Source organism: Brevundimonas sp. (assembly GCF_036400995.1).
Classification (GTDB): Bacteria; Pseudomonadota; Alphaproteobacteria; order Caulobacterales; family Caulobacteraceae; genus Brevundimonas.
Window position 1 is genome coordinate 1 of record NZ_DASWWG010000122.1, and the last position, 5492, is coordinate 5492.

At 70.5% G+C, this 5492-nt stretch carries 5 protein-coding genes and 1 pseudogene; all 6 read right to left on the minus strand.

Annotated features, from left to right (window positions below; genetic code table 11):
• A partial coding sequence (tilS, locus tag VGE03_RS16435; protein WP_331047558.1) for a tRNA lysidine(34) synthetase TilS occupies nucleotides 1-779 on the minus strand: 779 nt, incomplete at its 3' end.
• Nucleotides 776-1675: a tol-pal system protein gene (locus tag VGE03_RS16440; protein WP_331047555.1), complete on the minus strand. Its 900-nt coding sequence runs from the start codon at nucleotides 1673-1675 to the stop codon at nucleotides 776-778. The genes VGE03_RS16440 and tilS, both read right to left, overlap by 4 nt.
• A 39-nt stretch (nucleotides 1676-1714) precedes the next feature.
• A complete protein-coding gene (locus VGE03_RS16445; RefSeq protein WP_331047556.1) occupies nucleotides 1715-2794 on the minus strand; it encodes a DUF3667 domain-containing protein in 1080 nt (359 codons plus the stop codon).
• Between the two features lie 108 nt (nucleotides 2795-2902).
• A complete protein-coding gene (gene pal, locus VGE03_RS16450; RefSeq protein ID WP_331047559.1) occupies nucleotides 2903-3451 on the minus strand; it encodes a peptidoglycan-associated lipoprotein Pal in 549 nt (182 codons plus the stop codon).
• A gap of 132 nt (nucleotides 3452-3583) precedes the next feature.
• Nucleotides 3584-4939: a Tol-Pal system beta propeller repeat protein TolB gene (tolB, locus tag VGE03_RS16455; RefSeq protein WP_331047557.1), complete on the minus strand. Its 1356-nt coding sequence runs from the start codon at nucleotides 4937-4939 to the stop codon at nucleotides 3584-3586.
• Nucleotides 4940-5048: 109 nt separating this feature from the next.
• Nucleotides 5049-5492, minus strand: a pseudogene (locus VGE03_RS16460) (hypothetical protein); the annotation flags it as partial.

Below are 5492 nucleotides of genomic sequence, written 5' to 3' on the forward strand. Positions count from 1 at the left end.
GGCCGGTCGCCGCCGCCCGCGCAGACCAGGGCGGCGGACAGGGCGCGGGCCGACGCATCGCGCGCCAGGCGGATCAGATCGTCCTCGACCGCCAGAACCCCGTGGACGGGGCCGGGCTCGTCCGGGCCGGGCGTCGGCGTCGTCCCGGCCAGCGCCCGCCGGGCGCGGACACGCGGGTGCCGGAGATCGTCATTGGCCGGGTCCTCGATCCACGCCAGCCCCTGCGACGCCAGCCAGACGCGCAGGGCGCCCCGGCGCGCCTCCAGCAGGGGACGCAGCAGCATCAGCCCGCGCCCGTCCGGCCAGACCGGAGACGGCGACCAGTCCTGCAGGCGACCCAGGGTCGAACCGTTGGCCCGCATCAGCTCGCCCTCGGCGACATCGTCCGCGGTATGGGCCATCAGGATCACCCGCGCGCCGGCCGCCCTCGCCGCCCCGGCCAGCAGCCGATGGCGCGCCTCGCGGGCGGCGGCGGGCAGGCCGGTCGAGGGCTTCGGCCCGGTCCAGTCCAGCGCGCGCCAGTCGGCGCCCACGGCTTGCGCCGCCTCGCCGGCCCGGCGGGTCCAGTCCGCGCTGTCGGGGTTCAGTCCATGATCGACGGTGACGGACAGCAGGGGGCGCCCGTTCGCCCTCGCCCATGCGGAGGCCAGATGCAGCAGGGCGACCGAGTCCCCGCCGCCGGACAGAGCCAGGACGACGGGGCGCGGATCATCGGTGCGCAGGCGGGCCGTCAGCCGGGCGACGGCTTGTCGGGCCCAGTCCGGGTCGGGCCGGTTCAGCCGGGACGCCGTGCGGGCGGGCGGGCGGCCGGAGCCCGGGCCGGGGCGCAGGTGAAGCGCGTGCCCAGTTCCGTCGCCCGCGCGCGCTGGGCCGCCGTGGCGGTGGCGGCGTAGCGGTTGCCGAACTCGGTCAGGGCGCCGCAGGCGTCGGTCTTGCGATCGGCGGAGTTCAGGGCGTTGGCCAGTTCGAGGGTGGTCGCGGCCGCCCAGGGGGCGGTCGGCCAGCCGCGCAGCGCCGACGAATAGGCGCGCACGGCGTTGTCGTAGTCCTCGTCCGAGACACGCAGGTCGCCGATGCGGCTGAAGGCCTCGCGGGCCTGCGGCGTGTCCGGCCAGGCCAGGGTCACGGTCTGCAGGGCGCGGTCGCCCAAGGCCGGATCGGTGGCGGCCAGACGCACGGCGGCGGCCAGGTCACGTCCCGGGTCGCCGGTCGGCGAGGTGCTGGAGATCGGCGAGTTCAGCTCGGCGTCACGCGCCGCGGCGGTCTCCATGGTGCGGACGCGGCCTTCGGCGTCGCGCAGGCGGGCGCCCAGGGCAGCGTTGTCACGCTTGCCCTCGTCCACCGCGAAGGTCAGGCGCTCGATATCGCCGTTCACGCGCAGGACGGTCGCCTCAAGGTCCTGGAGGCGGCGGTTCATCAGGTCGACGCGCCCCTGCAGGGCCACGACCTCGGGATCGGGCTCGACCAGCACCGGCTGACCGGCGGCGTTGCGCTGGGTCACGGCCCGCTCGAGACGACGGACGTTGCGGTCCAGCTGGTCCAGCCGCCGCTTGTCCCACTGGATCGGCTCCATCGGGACGGTCTGGGCCACCACGGTGGTCGTGCCGGCGATCATCACCACCCCGATCACGGAGATCAGGGTCTTGCGGGACAGGGAGGTCGGAAGCTTGATCATACGGTTAGGTTCCACCGATTTGGGGCGCTCGCAAGGCGGTCAGACGCCGACGGCCAGGTACAGGATGGCGGTCACAAACAGTCCGACGACGATGAAGCAGAAGTTCTGGAGGAAGACGTAGCGCCAGATCGTCGACCACCAGCCGAGTTCATAACCGCCCTTGAGCTGGGCGAACTGGTGGATCGGCGTGCCGACGATGACCGCGAACCAGGCGACGGCGCCGAGCGCCGGGTGGATCAGGCCCAGACCGATGGCGATCAGCCCCGCCATGACCACGAAGGTCAGGGAGTACAGGACGAACACGCCGTGGTCATAGAGGGTGGTCTTGCGCCGCCACAGGAACAGCAGGGCCATGAAGGGGATCGACAGCGGCACCAGCAGGAAGGCGAATTTGTAGAAGGTCTGCTGGATTTTATAGACCGCCAGGTCGGGGTTCATCAGCTTCTTGGCGGCCTTCTTGGCGCCGCCGGTGACGTTCGGGTCGTTGTAGACGTCGGTGGCGATCTCGCTGACCGCCCCCTGCCAGCTGTCGGGTTCGGCGTCGGCGGAATGGCCCGTTTCGGCGCCGCCGGTCGTCTTGCTCATGCCCGCCAGGACGTTGTCGGCGACCTCCAGCGCGGCCTTGTCGGCGGCGGTCGTCGCCTGGGCCCGGGCCGTGGCGATCTCCTGCCGCCCCCGCTCGAACTCGGCCGCGCCCTCCTCGCCGGCGACGGTGCTGACCGGGTGGAAGTTGGACTCCGGCATGTGCACGAAGCTGAGGGCGAAGAAGGTGACGAAGACCGTGAACAGGAACATGGCCAGCGGCGAGACGTAGCGGGTCCGCTTGCCGTGGATCCACTCGCGCGTCAGCTTGCCCGGGTTGAAGGCCAGCAGCGGCAGGGTGCGCCAGATGCGGGCGTCAAAATGCATGACGCCGTGCAGCACCTCTTCGCCCAGATGCAGCAGGGTGCGATGGACGTGGGTCGGCTGGCCGCAGTTCGAGCAGAAATTGCCCGAGGTCTCCGAACCGCAGTCCGCGCAGACGCCGGCGTGATCCTCGCCCGCCTTGCCGGTCGGCTTCTCGATCGCGCCGGCGACAATGCCCGCGGTGACCGCACCGCCCGCTGCGTCGATATCCATCGCCTGTACTCCCCCTGACTCAACCCGCCCGGATTTTGCGGACCCGCCCCTCAAAAGAAAAGGGCCCCGGTTGAACCGGAGCCCCTTCCCTGTCGCTTTCCGACGTCCTTAGCGCGTGGCGCCCGAGACGATGGCGGTGTGGGCGTTGCGGTTGCGCGCCCAGGCTTCCTCGTTCGAACCGGCGGCGATCGGACGCTCCTTGCCGTAGCTGATGGTGTCGATGCGGGCGGCCGAGATGCCGCGCTCGATCAGGTAGCTGCGGACCGACTCGGCGCGGCGGGCGCCGAGGGCCAGGTTGTATTCGCGGGTGCCGCGTTCGTCGGCGTTGCCCTCGATGCGGACGGTCACGCCCGGATAGCGCTGCAGCCAGGCGACCTGGGCGTCCAGACGCGGGAAGGCTTCCGAACGGATCGAGTAGCTGTCGAGGTCGAAGTAGACGCGGTCGCCGACGTTGACGACGAAGTCCTGTTCCGAACCCGGGGCCGGGGCGCCGAGGTTGCCGCCGCTGATCGGGCCGGTGGCCGGCGGATACTGCGGGTTCGACGGCGGCGGCACTTCACCGGTTCCGGTCTCGACCGGGCGACGCGGGGTACAGGCCGCCATGGCGGTGACGGCCACGCCGACGGCGGCCAGGCGGACGAGGGTCGAGGGCTTCATCATCTGATCGTCTCCTAGGGTCGCAGGGGCGTGCGCCCCTATTTAGCTTTGCTGTACAAGGTCGTTACTGTCGCGCCAGCATTTTCGCCAGTCACGATAACGCGGGAGTGAGCCTAAAGGCTCCGCTTGTGATCAGGCCGGACAGGCGTCCGGACCGCTGGCGCCGATGCGCACTGGCTGGGCGTCCAGCAGGGGCGACCAGGCGGGGTCGGTGCCGCGACCGCCGTAGCCGGCCTGGTTCACCACCCGGCCCGACAGGTCCACGGTCCACAGGCGGGTGTCGCCGCCCGGGCTCTGGCGCGCGAACATGATGTAGCGGCCGTTCGGCGCCCAGGACGGGCCTTCCTCGAAATAGCTGGACGACAGGATGCGCTCGCCCGAGCCGTCGGTGTTCATCACCCCGGTCGAGAAGCGGCCGCCCGACTGCTTGGTGAAGGCGATCAGGTCGCCGCGCGGGCTCCAAGTCGGGGCGGTGTAGAGGCCGCCGCCGCGCGAGATCGGGCGCTGGCCCGAGCCGTCGGCCCGCATGGTGTACAGGCGCGCATTGCCCGAACGGTCCGAGGTGAAGACGATCTGGCTGTTGTCCGGGCTGAACGACGGCGAGGTGTCGATGCCCGGGTCGCTGGTCAGTCGGCGCACCTGCCGGCTGGACAGGTCCATCACATAGACGTCGGTGTTGCCGTTCCGGATGATCGAGAAGGCCATCTTCGTGCCGTCGTTCGAGAACCGCGGCGCCAGCACCTGGCTGTCGAACTCGCCCAGGCTTTCGCGGCGCTGGGTGGCGAGGTTGAACAGGTAGATGCGGCTGTAGTCGCGGCCGAGGGCGACATAGGTGATCTCGTTCGGATCGCTGAGCGAGAAGCGGGGCGACATGATCACCTCGTCGCCCGTCGTCAGGTATTCCGGATTGTAGCCATCCTGGTCCGAGATCGCGAGGCGCGACACGCGGTTCAGCTGGGTGCCGCTTTCCGAGACGAAGACCACGCGGCTGTCGAAGAGGCCGGTCTCGCCGGTCATGCGCTGATAGACGAGGTCGGCGATCTTGTGCCCGATCCGGCGCCATTGCTCGGGCGTGGCGGTGAACTGGTACGAGACCAGCTGGCACTGGCGGTACGGGTCGTACAGGCGGAAGCCGAAGTCGTTACGGCCGTCGGCGCGCGGGGTGACCGAGCCGTACAGCACCGCCTGGGCGCCGATGGAGGTCCACTGCGGGAAGTTCGGGGCGTTGGCCAGGGTCAGGCCGGTCTCGACGAAGGAGGCCGGATCCAGCGGTTCGAAATAGCCCGAGCGGCGCAGGTCGGCGCGGATCACACCGGACAGTTCGGAGCCGTACTGGCCGCCGAAATTGGCGACGGCGATGGCGAACGGGCGGATGTCGGCCTGGCTGATGACCACGTCTTCCGACTGCTGCGGCGTCTGGGCGGCGACCACGCCGGGGACCAGGGCGACGGCCGTCGCGGCCATGAGCATCAGGAGTTTCGATTTCACGCTTGGGTCTCCAAATTCAGCGGCAGGCTCTCATAAGCCTGATCGACGGGCCACAGGTTCCCGGTCATTGCGGCGAGAATCGGTCAGCGGCGACGCTTATCAGGATCCGTCAGCAGTACTGTGACGCCGGGAAGCGGAACGAGATGTCCTGCTCCTCATAGTCTGACGGCATCGTGAACGGCTGGGCGGCGTAGATGGCCCGGATCACCGCGTCGGACACCGGCTGGTAGCTGGGCCCGCCGCGCGGCGGCAGCAACTGCGGGCGGCCGACCACCCGGCCGGACTCGCTGAGCCGGACCTGCACGCGAATTTCCAGATCCTGCACGCCCTGAAGGGTGCAGCTGAAGGTCGGGCGAACCTGGGCGCCGAGCGCCTGCAGCGAGGCGCGGCCGAGCGTGCGCGGGGCGTTGCCCGTCGCGCCGCCGCCGGTGGCCGGACGACGCCGGTTGGTGTTCGGGCTGGGGTTCAGGCGGCCGGCGTTGGCGTCGGGGTCGAAGCCCGGCTGCGGTTGCGGAGCCTGCGGACGCGGCTGGGTCCGCGGCGGGGTCGGCGG

Coding starts and splice junctions, on each gene's coding strand:
- VGE03_RS16440 (WP_331047555.1), bottom strand. CDS start 1,675: ATGATCAAGCTTCCGACCTCCCTGTCCCGCAAGACCCTGATCTCCGTG.
- VGE03_RS16445 (WP_331047556.1), bottom strand. CDS start 2,794: ATGGATATCGACGCAGCGGGCGGTGCGGTCACCGCGGGCATTGTCGCC.
- pal (WP_331047559.1), bottom strand. CDS start 3,451: ATGAAGCCCTCGACCCTCGTCCGCCTGGCCGCCGTCGGCGTGGCCGTC.